This is a genomic window from Paucidesulfovibrio longus DSM 6739 (genome assembly GCF_000420485.1).
Classification (GTDB): Bacteria; Desulfobacterota; Desulfovibrionia; order Desulfovibrionales; family Desulfovibrionaceae; genus Paucidesulfovibrio; species Paucidesulfovibrio longus.
This window is the reverse complement of the sequence record NZ_ATVA01000012.1, coordinates 37,701-58,068: the sequence shown is the minus strand read 5'-3', so window position 1 is coordinate 58,068 and position 20,368 is coordinate 37,701. Positions and strand designations below refer to the sequence as shown.

The following is a 20,368-nucleotide window of genomic DNA, read 5'->3' as shown; positions in this document are numbered from 1 at the left end:
GCGCGCACTTCACTTCCAGAATTCCCACCACCGTTTTCCCGGCGTTCTGCGCGGGGCGGCAGGCGAGGCTTGAGATTCGGGATACGGCGTGGCCGACTGCCGCACCTGCCGCCGCGCCCCTGTGGCCGGACCATTTCCCGGCGCGGCCGGGGAGGTCGCCGCCGCGCTCGGAGCGGGCATGCTCTGCGCCTTGGCCACGAGCTGGCGGCACAGCTGCGCGAACTCGTCCGAAGCCTTGCGGCATTCCGCGGAAACGGAGCGCGAATCCAAAATGCTCAGCAGCTTCGGACCAGCGGCGCCGAGCACGGGAACGTCCGCCAGCTTGAAGCGCGCATCGATCACCTTCGTGTTGATTTCCATTGCATCGTGCAGCTCGCCGGCTTCGAGCAGGCGCAGGGACACGTATTGCGTCAGCGCACCGAGCATGTAGTAAAAAAGCCTGCTTTCCTTGTCTATGTCCGCAAACCGTTTTCTGTTCAGCTCCTGCTGTTCTTCCAGCGTGTAGGCGGCAACGCCCTGAAACGAACGCCAATAGTACCATGCGGGCTGCAAATCAGGATTGTCGGCTTCGGGAGGGAGCCAATTCGGGTTCAACTCGGTAAGGCTCATGCTTTTTCTCCTTTGTTCGGAAGAGCTGCGTCCGCTTCGCACGCAACGGAGTCGATGCAAATGCAAAACGAGTAGCATCATGCGGACTGCATGTCACCAGCATCTTTCGTCCTGCATGGGAGGCTGCGCCGCATCTCTCCGCAGACTCGCTCCGGACGAGCCTTGACCGCGGCTGCGGGCCGCTATAGGACACGCACATGGCATTGCTTAGCGCAAAGAATCTCGGCATCTCCTTCGGCGGCCCCCTGCTCCTCGACAACGTCTCCTTCCAGATCGAGGAAGGGCAGCGGGTCTGCATCGTTGGCCGCAACGGCCAGGGCAAGTCCACCCTGCTGCGGCTGCTCTCCGGCGACCTGACCCCGGACAGCGGCGAGATCGTCCGCTCCCAGGGCGTGAGCGTGGCCCGGCTTTCCCAGAAGGTGCCGGAAAACGTCACCGGCTCGGTGTACGAGGTGGTCACGGGCGGCCTGGGCGAGCTGGGCCGGGCACTGGCCGACCACCACGCCGCCAGCGAACGCATCGCGGACCCGGACGCCGGAGAGCTGGAACGCGAAACCGCCCTGGCCCGGCTGCCGGAAATCGAATCCAGGCTGGAACGGCTCGGCGGCTGGGAGGCCCTTTCCACGGTGGACGCGGTGCTCTCGCGCCTGAGCCTGGACCCGGCCCCGCGCTTCGAGACGCTTTCCGGCGGGCTCAAGCGCCGCACGCTGCTGGCGCGCTGCCTTGCGGGCGCGCCGGACGTGCTCCTGCTGGACGAGCCCACCAACCACCTGGACATCGAATCCATCGCCTGGCTGGAGCAGTTCCTGCTCCGCCACGTGCGCACGCTCGTCTTCATCACCCACGACCGCATGTTTCTGCGCCGCGTGGCCTCGCGGATCATCGAACTGGACCGGGGCCGTCTCGCGGACTGGACCTGCGACTACGACACGTTTCTGGAGCGACGCGACGCGCTCCTGGAGATCGAGGAGAAGCAGCAGGCCGAGTTCGACAAGAAGCTCGCCCGCGAGGAAGCCTGGATCCGGCAAGGCATCAAGGCCCGCCGCACGCGCAACGAAGGCCGGGTGCGCGCGCTGGAACAGCTCCGGCGCGAACGCAGCCAGCGCCGCGAGCGCCTGGGCAAGGCCGACATCCAGGTTCAGGAGGCCGGGCGGTCCGGCAAGGTCGTGGCCAGGGCCGAGGATGTTTCCTTCTCCTGGGGCGAAAAGCCCGTGTTCGCCCACCTGACCACCTCGATCATGCGCGGCGACCGGGTGGGCCTCATCGGTCCCAACGGCGCGGGCAAGACCACGCTGATCCAGGTGCTGCTGGGCAAGCTCGCGCCCACTTCCGGCAGCGTGCGCCTGGGCACCGGCCTGGAAATCGCCTACTTCGACCAGCACCGCGAGGAGCTGGACCCGGACAAGACCGTGCGCGACAGCGTGGCCGACGGCAACGACTTCGTGACCATCGGCGAGAACCGGAAGCACGTCATGGGCTATCTGAAAAGCTTTCTCTTCGAGCCGGACCGCGCCAACTGCCCGGTGCGGCTGCTCTCCGGCGGCGAGCGCAACCGTCTGCTCCTGGCCCGGCTCTTCACCCGGCCCGCCAACCTGCTGGTCATGGACGAACCCACCAACGACCTGGACGCCGAAACCCTGGAGCTGCTGGAAGACCGGCTCCTGGAATTCCAGGGCACCGTGATCATCGTCAGCCACGACCGCGCCTTCCTGAACAACGTCGTCACCAGCACCCTGGCCCTCGAAGGCGAAGGCCGCGTGGCCGAATATGTGGGCGGCTACGACGACTGGCTGCGCCAGCGGCCCCAGCCCGAAGCGGAAAAGGCCAAGGCCGCAAAGGCCGAGGCCAAGGCCGCGGCAAAGACCGCTGCGGACGCGGACAAAGCCAAGAGCGAGGGCAAGCCGCGCAAGCTGAGCTTCAAGGAACAGCGCGAAAAGGTCGCCCTGGCCGAGGAGCTGGCTGCCCTGCCCGGACGCATCGAGGAATTGGAAGCGCGCATCGAGGCCGCCCACGCCGAGATGTCCTCGCCGGAGTTCTACAAGCGCCCTGCGCAGGAAATCACCCAGGCCCAGGACGGGCTGGCCGCGCTGGAGGCGGAGCTGGAAACCGCCTTTGCCCGCTGGGAAGAGGCCGAGGCGCGGCAGGCCGAGCTGGGCGGAGAATAACAGCGCGCCCGGTTCCCGCATCCCCCCCGACGACTTCCATCCTTCCGCTCCCATCCCGTTGAGAGGACCATCCTGACGGCAGCCGCTGGAAAGGAACGGATTCCCCCTCCCGTCAACGCCGCGTCTCCCCGGCACGGCCCCTGCAACCTCCCTCCAGGCGGAAAAAAGTGCCTGGCCCGGAGTTCGCTTCAATCCATTGCTCCGGCTCATACTATTTACTGACCGCGCATCGACGCCCTCTATGGAAGCGCCATCCCTGCCGCGACGACATCGCCAGCGTTTGCGGACAGTTGCGGTCTTGCGGGAACATGTTTCAGCCAACAGGTTGAAATCATACTTTCGCTCGATTCTTTTCCGCCCTCCCGATCCCTATGCTGTAGGCGAAGATCGAAAAAAACCGGAGGGAACCGCCATGACCGCCAGAACGAACCGCAACATCGCCATGAACGACACGGCCCAGGTCTCGACGATGGATCTGGACCAGGGTTTTGTCCGCATCCTCGCCACTGCCGCCCTTGTCGCGGCGCTGGTTCTGTTCGCGGGCCAGGCCAGGGCCGCCACCTTCGGGTTCCAGGCCGTGGAAGGCCTGTTCCCCACGGACGCCATCAGCCTGGACGTGAGCCAGGGCGCGGGCGGCCTGGCCACCTTCACCCTGAGCAACAGCGGGACGGACTCCGGTTCCATCACGGCCATCTATTTCGACTGGGGCTCCCTGGCGTCCCTGTTCTCGAATCCGGCGAGCATCGACGACAGCCTCGCGGGCGTGGACTACACGGACAACAGCGGCAACTGGTTCGCGGCCACTCCTTCGAACATGCCCGGCGCGGCCACCCTTTCCAATCCGTTCTACGCCGACTTCGGCATCAGCCCGGACAAGAAGGGCGGCGTGAGCGGCAACGGCGTGGGCAGCGGCGAATACGTGAGCATTTCCTGGGCGCTCGGCGGCACGGACTACGCCAGCCTGCTCGCGGCGCTCGGTTCCGGCGACGTGCGCGTGGGCCTGCATGTCCAGAGCCTTTCGGACGGCTCCAGCGCCACGGGCGTGAGCACCTCGGCCACCCCCATCCCCGGCGCGGTCTGGCTGCTCGGTTCCGGCCTGCTCGGCCTCGTGGGCCTGCGCAGCCGCATCCGCCGCTAACGAAACAATCTCCCACCCACACGCAGGAAGCGGCCCAGGTTCTGGCGGGAACCGGGGCCGCTTCCTCACGTTCGCGGCTTGATCGAATGCGGCTTTCCGGCCGAGGCGTTCTAGATCAGGGCCACCAGATCATAGGTCTTGGCCTCCTGGACCTCGGCCTTGACGATGCGGCCCGGCAGGAACACGTCGCCCGGCTCGGCGCTGACGTAGACCACGCCGTCCACCTCCGGAGCCTGGAACCAGGCCCGGCCCGTGTACAGTCCCGGCCAATCCTCGTGCGGCGCCTCCACGAGCACGTCGATGCTCTCGCCAACGTATTGCTGGAGATTCTCCTCGCTGATCCCGGCCTGGATGCGCATCAGCTCCTCGCGGCGCGCCTCCATGACCCCTTCGGGCACGGGGTTCGGCAGTTCCGCAGCGGGAGTGCCTTCCTCGGCCTCGTAGGCGAAGACGCCCAGATGCGTGAAGCGCGTCTCGCGCACGAAATCGCAGAGCGCGTCGAAGTGCGCGTCCGTCTCGCCCGGATAGCCCACGATGATGCTCGTGCGCAGGGCCGGGGCGTCGAAATGCTTGCGGACCCGGTCGATGACGCGGCGCGGGTCGCGCGCGAAGGGGCGGCCCATGCTCTTGAGCACGTCCGGGTGGGCGTGCTGGAGCGGGATGTCGAAATACGGCAGCAGCGGGCGGCCCGCCGAGGCCAGGAAGGCGAGCAGCTCGTCCGTGAGCCCCGCGGGGTAGAGATACATCAGCCGCAGCCACTCCAGGCCCTGGATGGGCAGGAGGCGGTCCACCAGGGCGCGCAGATCCCATTGCAGCCGTGCGGGCAGGTCGCTGCCGTAGGCGGTCACGTCCTGGCCCACGAGCACCAGCTCCGGCACGCCCTGCTCCACGAGATCCTCGGCCTCCATGACCAGGCTCTCCAGTCCGAAGCTGACGTGCGGCCCCCGGATGGAGGGAATGGTGCAGAAGGCGCAGTTGTGGGAGCAGCCCTCGCCGACCTTGAGGTAGGCGTAGGCCGGGCCTGTGGAGAGCCGGCGCGGCATGTCCGGGTCGGCCTCGCGGGCCAGGGCCTCGCGCACGAGGTCGGGCCAGCGGTCGAGCTCGCGGGTGTTCAGCCAGATGTCCACCTCGGGCATCTCGCGCATCAGCTCCTCGCCGTAGCGGCTGACGAGGCAGCCCGCCACGGCCAGCACGGGGCGCGGGTCCAGGTCCGCGATGTTTTCCTGCACGGCCAGGATGGCGTCCACGGACTCCTCCACGGCCGGGCGGATGAATCCGCAGGTATTGATGAGCACCAGGTCGGCGAATTCCGGATTGCCCGCCGGAACCACGGCCGGGCCGAGACTGCCGAGAAGCCGCTCCGTGTCCACCCGGTTCTTGGGGCAGCCGAGACTTACCGCATGCACTTTCAGGGTTTCGCTGTTCATGCCCCCACGTCTACTCCAAAGCCGTGCGGGTGAAAAGCCCGGCCCTTTTGCCATTCCCGGCTTGCACTCCTGTGCCCTTGGGGTATAGTGGGTGCTCCCTGCTGCGGGAGGCGCACATGAACGAGTTGGGATCCATCATTTCCGAAACACCCTACCTGGTGGGGATCGTTGGCGACCGGAGTTCCCTGGGGGCCTTTTGGGAGCAGTTCGGCAGCGCGCTGGGGCCGGGCGCCTTTTCCCGCGTCACCCTCGTGGCCGCCGCCCTGCCCGACGGACAGGACAACGCGGACAAGCCCCTGCTCGACCTTCCCGTGTTCCCCAACTTCCGGGACATGCTCTACATGCATCCGGAGATCAACCTCGTGGTGGAAACCAGCGGCGTGCCCAAGCAGATCAAGGAACTGCGGGAGCTGCTTCCGCCCCACGTCATCCTCGTGGAGCGCGCCGCGGCCAGCTTCTTTCTCCATCTGCTCTCCACGGAGGAGATGTGGAAAGCCTGCCAGGTGGATCTCACGGCCACCCAGTCCATGCTCAAGACCGTCATCGACCAGCTCCAGGAGGACATCCTCTTTCTGGACACGGACGGACTCGTGCTCGGTGCGAACAATTCCGTGATCCAGCGCACCGGCCTGGAGCGGAGGGAGCTGGTGGGCAGGCGGCTGGACGAAATTTTCGAGCACATGGAGCTGCGCCCGCCGCGCGGCTGCGGCGAGTGCGAAAACCCCTTCGAGAGCACCCTGCGCACGGGCGAGCCTTCCGAGGCGCTCGGCACCAGCGTGGACCCCTTCGGGCGCATGCACTACTACCGCCTCTACACCTACCCCATCCATGAAAACGGGCGGCTCGCCCGCGTGGTGGCCATCCGCCGCGACATCACCAGCCGCACCGAGATCGAAAACAGGCTTCAGCAGTCCGAAAAGCTGGCCTCCATCGGCGAGCTTTCCACGTACATCGCCCACGAGATCCGCAATCCGCTCTTCGCCATCTCCGGCTTCGCCAACTCCCTGCTGCGCACCGAGAATCTGGACCACGGCGCGCACGAAAAGCTGGACATCATCCTGGCCGAATCCCGCAGGCTGGACGAAATCCTCAAGAGCATCCTGAACTTCACCCGGCCCATGGAACAGCGCGAGGGCCAGTGCGACCTCAACGAAGTGGCCCGCGACACCCTGGAGTTCATGAGCATCGCGGCGCGCTCCCAGCATGTGGATACCGCCCTGGACTGCTCCGAGAGCCTGCCCAGGGCCCAGGCCGACCCGGAGCTGATCAAGCAGTGCCTGATCAATCTGATCAAGAACGCGCTGGAGGCCATGCCCCAGGGCGGAGCCATGCGCATCGCCACCACCATGCGCGGCGAATTCGTGGCCCTGGAGGTCGCGGACACCGGGCCGGGAATTCCCGTGGACATCCGCGACCGCGTGTTCAGCCCCTTCTTCAGCACCAAGGGCAAGGGCGCGGGCCTCGGCCTGGCCATGATCCGCAAGATCATGGACGACCTCGGCGGCGACGTGCACCTGGCCAGCCGCGAGGGCGAGGGAACGCGCGTGAGCCTGCTCCTGCCGCCCGTGCTCGCGGTTGCGCAAAGCGAATCGAACGAGTAACACCTCCCCATTCCACCCGTCCTTTCCGACGCGTAATCGCAACCAAGGAGGCCCCTTGCGCGCTGTTGTTCTGGCGACCCGCAACCAAGGCAAGATCCGCGAATTCTCGGCCCTGCTCGCCGACCTCGGCGTGGAGGTCAGGGGCCTGGACCAATATCCCGAAATCGCGGACATCCCCGAAACCGGGGACACCTTCCTGGAAAACGCCCGCATCAAGGCCGTGGCCGTGGCCGAGGCCACAGGGCTCGTGGCCGTGGCCGACGATTCCGGCCTGGCCGTGGACGCGCTGGACGGCGCTCCCGGCGTCTACTCGGCCCGCTATGCGGGCGAGCACGGCGACTCCGACGCGAACAACGCCAAGCTGCTGGAGCGGCTGCGCGACGTGCCCGACGAAAAGCGCACGGCCCGGTTCATCTGCTGCATGTACGCGGCCGCGCCCACGGGCGAGGCCATCCACGCCCAGGACGCCTGGGAAGGCGTCATCGTACGCGGCTACCAGGGCAAGAGCGGCTTCGGCTACGACCCGATCTTTTTCGACCCGGAACTGGGCATGACCGCCGCGGAAATGGCTCCGGAGGTCAAGAACGCCCGCTCGCATCGCGGCAAGGCCCTGGCCCGGCTGCGCGAGGCCTGGCCCGCGTTCCTGGCCAGGCTCGGCGACTGAGCGCGGACCGCCCTGCCCCCGAATCCGGCGCGGGATTTGCATCGATCTCCCGCGAAGTAGGCAAGGCCGCCTTGCCCGCTCCGGACGGCTTCCAGGCCGTTTCCGCCGCTCCCCTTGCTCCGCGCCCTGTTCACGGGGCTTTTCGGCGGGGCTGCGGCGGCGACGCCCGCCTCGGCAATCCGCCGGACCGGAATCCAGCGCGGCCCAAGGCATGTTTTTGACGCCCTCCGGGGCGCCTGAACGTCAATCTTACCGCTCCGCCCTGCCCGGCTTCCCTGCGCGTCCTCGCGCCCGGAAGTCCGCCAGGGTCGCCGGAGGCCGCGCATGAGCACCTCGACCAGCAACAACGGCACGACCAACTACGCCGTGATCCTCGCCGCGGGCAGCGGCGAGCGCATGGGCTTTTCCACCCCCAAGCAGTTCCTCAAGCTCGCGGGCAGGACCGTCATCGAGCACACCCTGGCCGTGTTCCAGGCCCACCCGCAAATCCACGAGATCTTCATCGTGGTCTCGGCCAAGGACCGCCTCTACCTGGAAGAGCTGCTGCTCAAGAATCCCGTGCCCAAGGTCACCAAGCTGCTCAACGGCGGAGCCACGCGCAAGGACAGCTCCTGGGCGGGCATCTGCGCCGTGCCCTCGGACAGGCTTCCGAACGCCAACCTGCTCATGCACGACGCGGTGCGCCCCTTCGTCACCCGCAGGATCATCTCCGAGACCATCGACGCCCTGGGCCGCCACGCGGCCGTGGACGTGGCCGTGCCCGCCGTGGACACCATCGTTTCCGTGGACGGCGAGGACTTCATCCGCGACATTCCGGACCGCTCGGCCCTGCGCCGGGGCCAGACCCCCCAGGGCTTCCGCGCCGCCGTGCTCAAGAAGGCCCACGAGCTTTCCCACGGCGACCCGCACTGCGAGGTCACGGACGACTGCAAGCTGATCCTGAACTACAACCTCGGCGACATCTACGTGGTGCGCGGCGAGGAAAAGAACATCAAGATCACCTATCCCGAAGACCTCTTCCTCGCGGACAAGATCTTCCAGGTCAATTCCTCGACGCTGGAGGACGGCCCGCCCCTGCGCCGCGTCCAGGACAAGGTCGTGGCCGTGTTCGGCGCCACCAAGGGCATCGGCGAGGCGCTGATGTTTCTGGGCCGGGAATACGGGGGCCGCATGCACGGCTTTGCCGCATCCACGGGCTGCGACGTGTCCGACGCCGAAGCCGTGGAACGCGCCCTTGCCGGAGTGCTCCAGGCCGAGGGCCGCATCGACGCCGTGGTCAACACCGCGGGCGTGCTCCGCTCCGGGCGGCTCGCGGACCGCGACCCCGCGGACATCGAACGCGAGATCGCCGTGAACTATCTCGGCTCCATCAACGTGGTCCGGGCGGCCCTGCCCCACCTGGAAGCCACGCGCGGCGGCATCTGCCTGTTCACCTCCAGCTCGTTCACGCGGGGCCGGAGCCTGTATTCGGTCTATTCCTCGACCAAGGCCGCCATCGTCAACCTCGTGCAGGGCATCGCCGAGGAAACCGCGCCCCAGGGCGTGCGCATCAACGCCATCAACCCGGAACGCACGGCCACGCCCATGCGCGTGGAAAACTTCGGGCCGGAGCCGCCCGAATCGCTGCTCACGGCGCGCGAGGTGGCCGAAGCGACCATCAAGACCCTGTTCGCGGACTTTTCCGGCACGGTCGTGGACGTCCGCCGCAAGTCGGCAACCCTGTAGCGGCCCGAAAACGCCATGGACATCGACCAGAAGACATTGGCCATGCTCGCGCGCATCCGCGCGCTGACGCCCAAACAGCCACGCACCGTGGCCGTGATCGGCCGGGGCAGCGGACTTTTCGGCGGCAACGCCAAGTATTTCTATCTGCACTGCCGCGCCCACGCGCCGGAGCTGGACTGCTTCTTCCTGACCCTGAACCCCGCCGTGCACCGCGAACTGCGAGCCGCCGGACTGCCCTGCGAACTGTTTCCGGAAGGCGACTCCGTGCGCCGGGCCGCCTCGGCCGGAACCCTCGTGGCCGACGACTTCCACTACAAGGATTCGCCCATCGCCCCGCTGGTGGACGGCGCGCGCATCGTGCAGCTCTGGCACGGGGTGGGCTTCAAGAAGATCGGCTACCTGGAAGCGGAATCCGGCATCGGGCTCACGGACGAACGCCGCGACTATCTCCGGCGCATGTATTCGGGATACGACGCCGTGCTTTCCACCTCGCCCTTCTACACCGAGAACCTCTTTGCCACCTCCTTCGGCGCGAAGGAGATCGTGGAGGCGGGCTACCCGCGCAACGACGTGTTCTTCCGCCCGCCCACGCGCCAGGACATGGTCGCCTCGGACCCGCAGCTTTACGGAACCGTGCGCAGGCTGGCCAAGGAGCGCACCGTGGGCCTGTTCGTGCCCACCTTCCGGGACGGCGGCGGCGATTTCATCAGCCAGGGAGCCCTGGACCTGCCCGGGCTGGACGCCGAACTGGAGCGGCTGAACGCGGCCCTGGTGGTCAAGATGCACAGCTTCAGCAATTTCTACAAAGGCTTCGCCTTCCGAAACATCCTGCACTGCCCCAACCACCTGGACGTGTATCCGCTCATGCCCCTGTTCCACTGCATGATCACGGACTATTCCTCCATCTTCACGGACCACCTGCTGCTGGACAAGCCGCAGATCTTCTTCCCCTACGACTGGGAGCTGTACACCTCGCAAAACCGCGAGCTGCAATTCGACTACGACTGGATCACGCCCGGCCCCAAGCCCCGCGACCAGCACGGCCTGCTGGAGTGCCTGCGCGACGTGGCCGAGGGCCGCGACAGCCACGCGGAGCAGCGCCGCGAGATCGCGAACCTGGCCTTTGCCCGCCGCGACGGCGAGGCCGGGGCGCGGCTGCTCGATTGGCTGCGCGGAAAGATCGCCCAGGATGCGGCAGGCCGCGACGAACGGCCCGAAGTGTAAGCCCTTTCGCCTTTTCCCCTTTTCCCTGAATCTCGTTCCAGGCTCCGTTTTCCCCGCTTTACGGCGGGCTTGATTTGTGACACGTGACCCCCTATGAATCGGGAGCGCCTGTGCGCTTCCAACCGCTGACGAAACCGGAGTGAACCATGTGCGGCATTATCGGTTATTGCGGCCACCGTCCGGCCGTTCCCGTTCTTGTTGAGGGGCTGCGCCGCCTCGAATATCGCGGCTACGACTCCGCCGGAGTCGGATTTCTGCATACCGACGGGCTCAAGGTCATCAAGGCCAAGGGCAAGCTCTGCGAGCTGGACAAGAAGCTCGCGCAGGAAAACGTCTTCAACGCCACCTCGGGCATAGGCCACACCCGCTGGGCCACCCACGGCGAACCCAACGAACCCAACGCGCATCCCCACGTGGACCACACGGGCCGCTTGGCCATGATCCACAACGGCATCATCGAGAACTACCAGGAAATCAAGAAAGAGCTGCTGGCCGAAGGCGTGACCTTCAAGTCCGAGACGGACACCGAAGTGCTCCTGAACCTGATTTCCAAGTATCTCCAGGAAGAGGGCGAGATGCTGCCCGCGCTTTCCCGCGCGCTGAACCGCGTGGAAGGCGCCTACGCCATCGCTGTCTTCGACGCGCAGAACCCCGGCGTGGTGCATGCGGCGCGCGTTTCCAGCCCGCTGGTGCTCGGCGTGGGCACGGGCGAAAACTTCCTCGCCTCGGACATTCCGGCCTTCCTGCCCTACACCCGCGACGTGGTCTTCCTGGAAGACGGCGAGCTGGTACGCATCGACGCCTCGTCCTGGCAGGTCATGCGCGTGCGCGACCTCTCCCCGGTGGAGAAGAAGGTGGACACCATCACCTGGGACGTGCAGGCGGCCCAGAAAGGCGGCCACAAGCACTTCATGATCAAGGAGATCTTCGAACAGCCCAAGGTCATCCAGGACTGCCTCTGCGGCCGTCTGGCCACGGACCTGGACGAAGTGCGCCTGCCGGAGCTGGACTGCCTGGAAGGCGCGCCCAAGCGCATCCATATCGTGGCCTGCGGAACCTCCTTCCACGCCGGGCTCTGGGGCATGTACCTGCTGGAACAGTGGGCGCGCATCCCCGTGCAGGTGGAAATCGCCTCCGAGTTCCGCTACCGCGACCCCATCCTCGACCCGGACACCCTGATCATCGCCATTTCCCAGTCCGGCGAAACCGCCGACACCCTGGCGGGCATCAAGCTGGCCAAACAGCAGGGCCTCAAGGTGCTCGGCCTCTGCAACGTGGTCGGCTCCTCCGTGGCCCGCGAGTCGGACTACGTGGTCTACACCCAGGCCGGCCCGGAAATCAGCGTGGCCTCCACCAAGGCCATGTGCTCGCAGCTCACGGCCCTGCTCCTGCTGACCCTGCACTGGGGCAGCAAGACCGGGAAGCTCGATCCCAAGATACATCGCGACACCCTGCACGGCCTGCGCTCCCTGCCGGAGCTGCTGGAAAAGACCCTGCCCGCGCTGCGCGACAGGGCCTTTGAGCTGGCCCGCGAGTATTCCGACGCGGACAGCTTCCTCTACCTCGGCCGCGGCCTGTACTACCCGCTGGCCCTGGAGGGCGCGCTCAAGCTCAAGGAAATCTCCTACATCCACGCCGAGGGCTACGCCGCAGGCGAGATGAAGCACGGCCCCATCGCGCTTATCGACCCCAAGTTCCCGTCCTTCGCCATCGCGCTGGACGACGACCTCTTCCCCAAGGTCAAGTCCAACCTCGTGGAAGTCCAGGCGCGCAGCGGCGAGATCATCGCCCTGACCAACGTGGGCCTCGACCTCGAAGTGGACCACCGCTGGGACGTGCCCCGCGCCAGCGGCCCCCTGGCCACCTTCCTGGCCCTGCCCGCGCTCCAGCTCTTCGCCTACGAGGTCGCCGACTACCTCGGCAAGGATGTGGACCAGCCGCGCAACCTGGCCAAAAGCGTGACCGTGGAATAGCTGAACGCCGCATCAGACGCTGACTTGTGGGAGAAAAATAAAGTCGTATACCGTAAAATAAAGTTGTATACTGAAAAATAAAGTCGTATACCGAAAGCCGTTCCAAGTCTCCCTCAACGAGCGACCAGGAGCGGCTTTTTCATGTCCAGAGACAAGCACACGAACGCGGACCTGAAATTCGCGAGATGGATCAAGGAAGGACGTGGTTCAGGTCGGGGTTCCGACTACAAGCCCTGGCTCACGGTACGCGACGTCCCCTCCAAAGGGCGCTCGCATCGCGTCTTCGGGCACAAGTCCCAACGCACGCATCACCTCCTCTCCGACCTCGAACTTGCCGTTTTCCTCTTCCTGGAGTGGCACCCTCGATCCACGGACATCCGAGAACAATTCCCGCTCCCCCTCAAAGCCACCCTCGCGGCGGCGGAAGGGGCAGGCATCCGGCACCCCGCTGTCTCCGGCGTCCCTCAGTACATGACCACGGATTTCCGTGTCAGCACATCTGATTCCGACCAACCGGAGTTCGCCTTACAGGCGAAGTACCAGAGCGAATTTGCATTTCCGCGAGTGGTTGAGAAGCTTGAACTTGAACGAAGGTACTGGGCTTCCCAAAATATCCCCTGGTTCATCATCACGGAAAAAGATTTGCCTGCCGGGATCATAAACAACATAAAATGGCTGTACCCAACGCAGGGGGACCACATCCCCACGATGGAGCTCCATGAGCGCCTGTCTTTTTACACAGAATCCTTCCAAAGCAATCCGAAGCTGACGGTCATCAGCCTCGCCAAGAAACTGGACATTGCGTACCATTTGACCCCTGGCGAATCCCTTTTGGAAATTCGGCAACTCCTTGCCCAACGTTTTTTCATCTTCGACATCCGAATTCCTCACATCAAACTTACTGCGGCCCACCTCGCCCCCATGAAAATCATGTCCATGCCGGGAGGCCGAAATGTTTCGAGTGAATGAAACCTTGGCATGCAACGGTTCGATTTATCGCATCCTGCATCTGACACCGGAATATGCCACATGGATCAGCCTGGACGATCCTTCCGCGTTCCCAGTGCAAGTGTCTCTTATGGAATTGCGGGCGGGCCTGGAGGACGGGACAGTGAAGCGGGAGGAAGACCCCTTCGCGAAACTCGCATTGCTGACGCCCGAAGAAGGAAGCACGGCGCGAATCAAACGCGACAAAAACCATGCGCTGATCCTCCCAATTATAAACGACCCACGCTGCTACGAGCCCAAAATGCGGGGAGCAGCGATGAGACGAATAGTTGATTCAGGAGAAGCGACCAAACGCCATTTGTTCACGCTGATTCGCCGCTATTGGCAACGAGGGCAGACCCCCAACGCTCTTCTACCGGATTATCGGAACTCGGGCGGTCGGGGGAAAAGTCGAAAAGCGGAAAACAAGTTGGGCAGACCTCGAATGCATAGTCCAGGCATTGGAGCGATCATCGACGCCCAAACTGAGCGGCTCTTTCGTATAGCCCTCGATCGTCACTACCTGAAGGAAACCACGGCGGGCTTCCCTTATGCGTACCGCCGATTTTTGGATCTGTATGAAAACATGTTTCCGGACACCCCAAAATCGGAAATGCCCACCAAGGGGCAGATGTACCATTTCTACAGACGAGAATACGGGCAAGCGGATCGTGTCAAAAAACGCATGAATCCGTTGGAATACAACAAAGACGGCAGACCGCTGACTGGCACTGCCGGTGCCGATGTCGCCGGCCCAGGCTCGCGATTTGAAATCGACGCCACCATAGCGGATATCTATCTGGTGTCCGATAGTGACCGGCGCAACATTGTTGGGCGCCCTGTCGTCTATCTTGTGGTCGATGTATTCAGCCGCATGATTGCGGGGCTGTACATTGGATTCCGGGCACCGTCGTACGCAATGGCAATTCAGGCCCTTGCAGTGGCCATGACAGACAAGGTTGCATGGTGCCAAAAGCATGGTCTTGAAATTACTCATGAGCAATGGCCAGTCTCAGGAATTCCAGACGCAATACTTGCTGACCGAGGAGAACTCTTGGGCAGCCAGATTGAAGCCTTGGAAAACAGCTTCTCGGTACGGATTGAAAACACCCCTCCCTATCGTGGCGACGCTAAGGGTATTGTTGAGCGCTATTTCAACACGATTCAAGCTGGCTTCAAGCCGTACGCGCCTGGCGTGGTGAACGGAACCCTGGTCAAAAAACATGGAGGAAGGGACTATCGACTGGACGCCGTTCTGACACTCCGCGATTTCCGTGAAATAATCATCGCCTCGGTCCTGATGCATAATCAGTCCCATCCCCTGGACAAATACGACCGAACAGCAGACATGCCTGCCGACCTGCCTATGACGCCGTTAGCCATATGGAACTGGGGCATACAGCACAGGACGGGAAGACTCCGCTCGGCCCCCGAAGACGCGCTACGTATCAGCCTGCTGCCTCGGACCAGTGCAAGGATATCGGAACTGGGAGTTTCAGTCTTCGGTCTATACTACTCCTCTCCGGAAATTGTGCAGCAGGGATGGCTTCACAGAGCCAAGGGAATTTGTCGACCGACAGGTCTGTACGCAGCCTACGACCCTGCCAATGCGGATTGCATCTATTTATTCCCGGAAAAGGGCGGCTCCACCGTCTGGAAGTGCCAACTGACAACACGCTGCCGCGAATTTTCTGGCTGCTCGTTCTGGGATGTATGGGAAACTCGGGCCGTACAAAAGAAAACCCAAGCCACGACACACATGACGGCTGAGGGGGAACAAAGGCGTCTGGACCGTTTCGTGGAAGAGAAGATTCAATCCGCTCAGCGCCAAGCAGACACCACTGAGAAGCTGAGCAACAGTGCTCGAATCCGCGCCATACGGAACAATAAATCCCAGGCAATAAAAGAAGAGCAACGCATTCCGTTCTACCTTCCGGAGACGTCCCCTAAGGGTAACCCAGCAAAGATAGTTCATATCCATAATGTGCCGGGCGAGGATTGCGAATTTCCGAGCTTCATAGACGAGCTCTATGACGAGGACGAATAAATGCCACTGCCAACCAACATCGTCCGGGCTCTTTACCGGAAATCCGACATCCCGGGCTACAGGGACAACCCGCTTATTGAGGCCCTCCCCCCAATGCTGACCATGGAGCAGTGCAAGCTGGCTCTGAAGGGTACCGCGCCTTTGCCCCCAAAGGATGCCTTGGGGGACGGTCGCCAGAGGGCCCACATTGTCTCTTCTCTTTTAGACGACTTTTTTCAACCGCTCGGTGAACATCTGCAGCTTGAAGAGCGCCTTTCGATCATGATCCGGCGCGGGTATGTCGGCCGAAACCTAAACGACGGCACCTTGAACACTCAGCTTCAGAACGGTTACGAACGGGTCATGCAGGGGGATCTTAACGTCTACCGCTTTCAGCAAGCCGAATCGACGGCACGTAGCCTGTCTCTCATCGGCTGCTCTGGAAGCGGAAAGACTTCGACGCTCAATCGCATTCTCGCCACTTACCCCCAGGCCATTTACCACGAGCAATATAATTTCAAGCAGGTCACTTATCTCAAGGTGGACTGTCCCCACGACGGCTCTCTCAAGAGCCTTTGCATCCAATTTTTTCGAGCCTTGGACCGAGTACTTCAGACGGATTTCGAGCGCAGATACACGCGGAAACGTCACGGCATTGAGACGTTGCTGGCCCTGATGAGCCAAACGGCCAACGCCTGCGGCGTAGGTGTTCTGGTGATCGACGAGATACAGCATCTCAGCCGTCATCGCTCGGGCGGGGTCGAGAAGATGCTCAACTTCTTTGTCACCCTGGTCAACACAATCGGACTTCCTGTTGTATTCGTTGGGACGCCAAAAGCGCGCCCCATTTTTGAGATGGACCTGCGATCCGGCAGACGAGGTGCAGGGTTTGGCGCCCTGCTCTGGGAACCCATGAGGGCGTGGACTAGAGAAAGCCCAGGAGGCAGATCAGCGAGAAGTCCCGAATGGGTTGCGTTCTCAAATCAGCTTTGGAAGTACCAGTGGCTCAAAAAACGGGAAGAAATACTCAGCGACGAGATCAGAGACTGCTGGTACGACCTTACGCAAGGGGTGCTTGATATTGTTGTCAAGCTGTTCGTCCTTGCCCAATTGCGGGCTATCGTGACCCGCTCGGAACGCATCACGCCAAAGCTGCTCAGAACGGTATACGACGATGAGCTCAAACCCGTACACCCCATGCTGGGTGCCCTGCGTTCTGGCGACCCGCAGCGTATCGCCGAATACTCAGACTTGACTTTGCCTGGTATTGATGGCCGGATTTTGGAGCTCTCCACCGCCATATCCCAGGCAGCGGTCGAATTACCAGAACCTTTGCCCTATGCAGGAAACGAGCAGGCCATCAGACTTCACGAACTGCTGGTGTCGATGGACTGCGATCCCACAAGAGTGGTCCCACTTGTTGAGCAAGCCGTTCTGGAACATCCGGCCCTGTCATTCCAGAAACTCATCCCCATAGTGCTCGAATGGTATAACGACAGGGAAGAACATACGCCTCGACAGCCAACGAAGCGCATCCCGGAAAAAGAATGGGATGCCCTTGATCCAACCGACATTCGCCACGTTTTCGCCCAAGGTGAAGACAAATCTATGCATTTGCGCCTATCGAGCTGCGGCTACATCTTCAACGTCGAGGGTTGGATGGGAAAGGTGGGGTAAATATCCGTGCTCAACTTTCCCATGCCCTACCCCGACGAGCTGATTTACAGCACAATAGCCCGAGCAGGAGTACGCCTGGGAATAACAAGCCCCAAGGAACTGCTGGATGAGGTCTTCGATGACCGACGAGTTGTGGCCACATGTGACCTTACCGGCCACCTTGCTGCAATCGCTCGCCACTACCCTGCAGGCGCTGAACTCTCCGTCGAAAAATTAGCATACCGGCACACGCTCTTTCCCCTCTACGCCCCATTCGTGCCGGAGAAACGCCGGCGACAGTGCCTTCAACTCATGGGGGGACGCACCCGAGGCGCAGTTCATCTTCTTCTTGGGGTGGCCGCCTCGCGCACCAGGCAAGCGGACGTGCTACGTGCTTGCCAGGATTGCGTTATTGAGCAGATCACACGTTACGGGGAACCGTATTGGATGCGCTGCTGGCAAGTTCGTGGAGCGGAGATATGCTTGCGTCACGGCAAACTCGCCCCTACGCGGCTCGCACGACACCCCGCTCACCGCCATGCCTTCGTCTCCCTCGCCCCCGATCTGATCACCACCTCACGACCGCCTGCATGCACTGTGGAAGACACCCGCATGACCGAACGCATTCGAGAGCTTCTCGCCATACCTCCGGGGATTTCCCCCACCCTTGACCAGTGGAGCCAATTCTATGCAGCCATGGCCGCTGATTACGGATGCTCTGCGGGGCGGCACATGAAGCACGATCAGATCTTGGACAAGCTTTATTCCACTTGGTCAACACGTTGGCTCGAGAGCATGGGCCTTCAGATGAACGACTCTCCTCCGCACTGGCTCCAAGGCATCTTCAGAAAGCATCGCAAGGCGTTCAGCTACTTGGAGCACCTCACCGTGCTGGAAGTCTTCATGGGACGGGAATGGAACCTCCAGGACATTCTGCGGTTGGTGTCACAATTCCCCAAGGTCCGAAAGCCGATTACTGCGCCCCCTGCTCAGCCGGATCGCTTAAGCAGGGAGGTCTTGGCCAAGCGTAAGGCATGGCGAACTCTCCTGAATCGGTATGGAGTCAAACAGGCACGCCTCCATGGGGGGCAAGCCGTTTACGCAGCTCTGTATCGTTGCGACAGAGCGTGGTTGCTTCAAATCAACAAAACCCACCAAGCGAGCCTGCGCCGCCGCCCCCAGCGAGTGGACTGGCCCCGCCGCGACCAGGAATTCTACGTGCGGCTATGCGACATCAGAAAGACGGAAAACTTGTCTGCCAATAAACTGCGGCGTTCCAGGCGCTGGTATCTGACGCGGCTGGGGCCGATGACCACGATCACGAAAAACATGGCGCGACTCCCGCTCACATCCTCCTTTCTTGATCAACACGCCGAAACTGTTTCACAATATCAAGTCCGTCGTATTTATACAGCCATACAGACCCTGTCAGCCAACCATCTGCCTCTCAAACGTTGGCGGATACTTCGCGCTTCGGGTTTAAGCGATCTCCGTCTTCAACAAGCCGCGCGAGAACTTCTCGATAAGGTGAAATAATGCCCAGCTACCAACTGCGAGGTATTGTCCCCGATACCCGTATCCAGGCAATCGGCCAGCTCTTCAAATCCATGCAGGATTCAACTTGGACGGTAAGCATACAGTTCCGCCCGACACAGAACAAACGTACCCTGACGCTTTCACAAGGTCCGATACTCTATCGCAAAAGCCTGCTGAATTCGACAACGGAACAGAAACAGGGAGGATGGGAGCAAGACTTCTCCATCGAAGACACTTCTGACTGGGAAGAACGACAAATCAAGGATTGCCCCATCATGGGTTGCCGCAACAGGTGGGACGGGGATCAGTTTTGCTTTGTTTTCCCGATTGAAGGACAGAAAACCGTCTATCTTCCCGAATTTGAGCTGGCCAGGGCGCTGTTTTTTCATGACGGCTACCTGGCGCGCACCTCACTGACATCCAACGCATTGAATCTGGAGTTCGACATTCAGACTGACGAGGATTCGAATTCGGCATTGGTCAATGTCCTGCCTTCTTCCGGCTACACTCTGCGACATCTCAATGACCCACGAAGCAGGGAAACCCTGGCCTGGATCCTCCTTGACCACGATGCGCGTACCGCATTCGAGAGCATTGGCAACGCCCAGCTCCTTCAGGGGCGAAATCGTGGAACAAACCGAGTCTGGGATTTCCGTTTCAGCCCTCCTCCACTGCCGGGAGCGTCATTTGGGGTACGCGGCCAGTTCGATAAGCAGACGGGCACGCTTTTCGTCTACAAAATAGACAAAATTCAGAATGTTCAGGCGAATGTACCCACGAATATCATCTTCGAGCATCCCGATTTCAAGCATCCGGTGCGCCCCGACGGCCCTGGCGAGTCCCCTATACCGATCAGACCACAAGGCAGCCTTGAAATTGATGATGATACGTCACCAAATGTAAACACCCTTACCACCATCATCAACAGCGCCAACATGAGCATTGATTTCAGCAATCCCTTCACAACGACCAAACGAACCAGCAAGACGAAAATCACGCCCTACGGAAAACCTGGTGAAGGACGGCCTGTGAATGGGAACTTCATCGTCAGCACGGATGAGGCTGTAGCAGGAGAAGAACTGGCCAGTGCTGACTGGAACAACCTCAACGACGACTCTCACAACGGACACCTATTCGATAATAAATTCAGTGTCTTCATGCGTTTGATCCAAACATTGACCCAGCGGCACGGCTGCCGCCTGTTAGGCAAAAACGTTTACCCGCTACCTCCAATTGCACGCTGCACAAAACATCTGCTGGCCAATGGAGACCCACGGTGCATTGCTGTCGCATACATTTCTGCACATAATTATTTTGTTCGCCTGCTCGAAGTAGACACATCTGATGCTGCGACGTCGCTCTCAACTCAGCTTGTGCGTGCATCTCATCCCACTCGTTGGCCGCGTGATTTAGAGCAAATAACCAGCCAACTTGTTAAGCGCTCTCTCAGTTGGCCAACAGACCTGCTCAAGTCGCTCTACGGACGAGATGGGCATCAGGGCATCCCTCATCCACAGACCCCCTCCAACAACAAGGGCATCCTCACGGCAGAGTCCATCTCTAGCTGGGCTGAACGTGTGGCTGGCTGGATAAAACGCGTATACTAGGCTGGCTCGCCGCCAGAAGTGGCCTCGGTT

At 62.1% G+C, this 20,368-nt stretch carries 14 protein-coding genes and 1 pseudogene; 13 read left to right on the top strand and 2 right to left on the bottom strand.

The genetic code is table 11. The features are described from left to right. Nucleotides 1-9 precede the first annotated feature (9 nt). A complete protein-coding gene (locus tag G452_RS0104885) occupies nucleotides 10-609 on the bottom strand; it encodes a hypothetical protein (protein ID WP_022661144.1) in 600 nt (199 codons plus the stop codon). A gap of 197 nt (nucleotides 610-806) precedes the next feature. On the opposite strand from G452_RS0104885, the gene G452_RS0104880 reads away from it, so the two are divergent. Together G452_RS0104880 and G452_RS0104875 are read left to right on the top strand one after the other, a co-directional pair. Next, entirely contained in the window at nucleotides 807-2,774 is a 1,968-nt protein-coding gene (locus G452_RS0104880; protein WP_022661143.1) for an ATP-binding cassette domain-containing protein, read from the top strand. 412 nt (nucleotides 2,775-3,186) lie between these two features. Beyond that, entirely contained in the window at nucleotides 3,187-3,912 is a 726-nt protein-coding gene (locus G452_RS0104875) for a hypothetical protein (protein ID WP_022661142.1), read from the top strand. A 110-nt stretch (nucleotides 3,913-4,022) separates the two neighbouring features. On the opposite strand, the gene rimO is transcribed toward G452_RS0104875, so the two are convergent. Beyond that, nucleotides 4,023-5,339, bottom strand: a complete 1,317-nt coding sequence (gene rimO / locus G452_RS0104870) for a 30S ribosomal protein S12 methylthiotransferase RimO (RefSeq protein WP_022661141.1) — start codon at nucleotides 5,337-5,339, stop codon at nucleotides 4,023-4,025. A 116-nt stretch (nucleotides 5,340-5,455) separates the two neighbouring features. Here rimO and G452_RS0104865 point away from each other — a divergent pair, with 116 nt between their 5' ends. From G452_RS0104865 to G452_RS0104820, 11 genes and pseudogenes are all read left to right on the top strand, one after another. Next, nucleotides 5,456-6,940, top strand: coding sequence for a two-component system sensor histidine kinase NtrB (locus G452_RS0104865; protein WP_022661140.1), 1,485 nt, complete (start codon nucleotides 5,456-5,458; stop codon nucleotides 6,938-6,940). A gap of 55 nt (nucleotides 6,941-6,995) precedes the next feature. Then, the gene (locus G452_RS0104860) at nucleotides 6,996-7,604 is read left to right on the top strand and encodes an XTP/dITP diphosphatase (RefSeq protein WP_022661139.1); all 609 of its coding nucleotides are present in this window, start codon (nucleotides 6,996-6,998) and stop codon (nucleotides 7,602-7,604) included. A gap of 324 nt (nucleotides 7,605-7,928) precedes the next feature. Then, nucleotides 7,929-9,329 carry a 2-C-methyl-D-erythritol 4-phosphate cytidylyltransferase gene (ispD, locus tag G452_RS0104855; RefSeq protein WP_022661138.1) on the top strand — a complete coding sequence of 467 codons (1,401 nt, stop codon included), beginning with the start codon at nucleotides 7,929-7,931 and terminating at the stop codon, nucleotides 9,327-9,329. Between the two features lie 15 nt (nucleotides 9,330-9,344). After that, on the top strand, nucleotides 9,345-10,553 hold the full coding sequence (locus G452_RS18100) for a CDP-glycerol glycerophosphotransferase family protein (protein ID WP_022661137.1): 1,209 nt from the start codon (nucleotides 9,345-9,347) through the stop codon (nucleotides 10,551-10,553). 146 nt (nucleotides 10,554-10,699) lie between these two features. Next, the gene (gene glmS / locus G452_RS0104845; RefSeq protein ID WP_022661136.1) at nucleotides 10,700-12,526 is read left to right on the top strand and encodes a glutamine--fructose-6-phosphate transaminase (isomerizing); all 1,827 of its coding nucleotides are present in this window, start codon (nucleotides 10,700-10,702) and stop codon (nucleotides 12,524-12,526) included. A 141-nt stretch (nucleotides 12,527-12,667) separates the two neighbouring features. Further along, complete coding sequence (locus tag G452_RS0104840; RefSeq protein ID WP_022661135.1) at nucleotides 12,668-13,495, top strand: heteromeric transposase endonuclease subunit TnsA; 828 nt, start codon at nucleotides 12,668-12,670, stop codon at nucleotides 13,493-13,495. After that, nucleotides 13,479-15,560 carry a DDE-type integrase/transposase/recombinase gene (locus G452_RS0104835; RefSeq protein ID WP_022661134.1) on the top strand — a complete coding sequence of 694 codons (2,082 nt, stop codon included), beginning with the start codon at nucleotides 13,479-13,481 and terminating at the stop codon, nucleotides 15,558-15,560. Before G452_RS0104840 ends, G452_RS0104835 begins: the two co-directional genes overlap by 17 nt. Further along, the gene (locus G452_RS0104830; protein ID WP_022661133.1) at nucleotides 15,561-17,216 is read left to right on the top strand and encodes an ATP-binding protein; all 1,656 of its coding nucleotides are present in this window, start codon (nucleotides 15,561-15,563) and stop codon (nucleotides 17,214-17,216) included. A gap of 21 nt (nucleotides 17,217-17,237) precedes the next feature. Next, nucleotides 17,238-17,678 (top strand): annotated as a pseudogene (locus G452_RS21935) (TniQ family protein); the annotation flags it as partial. 129 nt (nucleotides 17,679-17,807) lie between these two features. Continuing rightward, nucleotides 17,808-18,731, top strand: coding sequence for a TnsD family Tn7-like transposition protein (locus G452_RS21810; protein ID WP_051141991.1), 924 nt, complete (start codon nucleotides 17,808-17,810; stop codon nucleotides 18,729-18,731). Further along, nucleotides 18,731-20,338 carry a Tn7-like element transposition protein TnsE gene (locus tag G452_RS0104820; protein WP_022661131.1) on the top strand — a complete coding sequence of 536 codons (1,608 nt, stop codon included), beginning with the start codon at nucleotides 18,731-18,733 and terminating at the stop codon, nucleotides 20,336-20,338. The genes G452_RS21810 and G452_RS0104820 overlap by 1 nt, the downstream gene beginning before the upstream one ends. The last annotated feature ends 30 nt before the right edge of the window (nucleotides 20,339-20,368 follow it).